This is a genomic window from Streptomyces sp. DH12 (genome assembly GCF_020873895.1).
Classification (GTDB): Bacteria; Actinomycetota; Actinomycetes; order Streptomycetales; family Streptomycetaceae; genus Streptomyces.
The window spans coordinates 1-416 of the sequence record NZ_JAHWGT010001401.1 but is presented as its reverse complement, the minus strand read 5'-3'; the positions used below and the strand labels follow the sequence as shown (position 1 = coordinate 416).

Annotated in this window: 1 pseudogene; it reads left to right on the top strand. The window is 58.2% G+C overall.

Annotation, left to right across the window (positions count from 1 at the left end):
• Positions 1-96 precede the first annotated feature (96 nt).
• Positions 97-416: pseudogene (locus tag LPA54_RS43345) on the top strand (peptide chain release factor N(5)-glutamine methyltransferase); the annotation flags it as partial.

Sequence of the window (416 nt, the reverse complement as noted above, 5' to 3'; positions counted from 1 at the left end):
GATTCTGGCTGGCGACCTAGGTGATGTTCTAGACGCGCTCCATGCCGATGAGGTGAGGCGTCGGATGGCACAACGGCCCGAAGGTCAAGAATCCTAATGGCAGATCCCAGCCCATCTCTCCTCCTGGCACGAGCCACTCGACAACTGACCACCGCGGGGATTGAGACCCCGGCAGCAGATGCACGCATGTTGCTATGTGAAGCACTGAGAATCCAACCGTCACAACTCATTCGTGTGGCGAGCGTTAATGCTGATGATGAGGATCGTTTCAATCAGATGGTGGATCGGCGGCGAAGCGGGGAACCAGCGCAGTACATCATCGGTCATGCCTGGTTCCGTGGCCTTCGGCTGGAGGTCGGGCCAGGAGTGTTTATACCCCGCTTGGAGACCGAGTTGGTGGCCGAACAGTCCATCCA